The sequence below is a fragment of the Paenibacillus xylanilyticus genome (assembly GCF_013359935.1).
GTDB lineage: Bacteria > Bacillota > Bacilli > Paenibacillales > Paenibacillaceae > Paenibacillus > Paenibacillus xylanilyticus.
Genome location: NZ_JABMCB010000014.1, coordinates 1 through 540 on the forward strand (window position 1 = coordinate 1; position 540 = coordinate 540).

Genomic DNA, 540 nt, shown 5'->3' on the forward strand with positions numbered 1-540 from the left:
GATGACGAATCATTGGGATTCCCATCTTTTTTGTTTGTTGAAGGCGACACCATTGGTTTTGCCAGAACTGTTTTCGGGCCGACCACATCCGATCTGACAGATTTTTTAATCGGGAAAGGAATGTCATTAAGCAGTGGAGAGCGCGTTCAGATAGAGCCACTGATGAGGGGAACCACCAAAGACGATGTTATGCATATGCATTTCATCGGCCGAACAACGGTGAAGGTAGAAGCCAAGCTACCTGTATTTGGCGATATATTAAAGGTCTTAGGGGCAACAGATATTGAAGGGGAGCTTTTTGACTCATTGGATATAGTCATTAAGCCAAAATTTAAAAGGGATATAAAAAAGGTTGCCAAGGATATTATTTTTAACCCGTCACCTCAATTTTCAGACATTAGCCTGCGGGCAAAAGATGAGGCCGGAGATATTTTAACAGAACATTATCTATCAGAAAAAGGCCATCTCTCAGCGCCTCTGAACAAGGTCACCAATGCTGAGATAGCTGAAGAGATGGCATATTGCTACGCAAGAATGAAA

General features: G+C 42.4%; 1 protein-coding gene. It reads left to right on the forward strand.

The features are described from left to right. A partial coding sequence (locus HP552_RS00075) for a RexA family antiphage protein (RefSeq protein WP_446686441.1) occupies nt 1–540 on the forward strand: 540 nt, incomplete at both ends.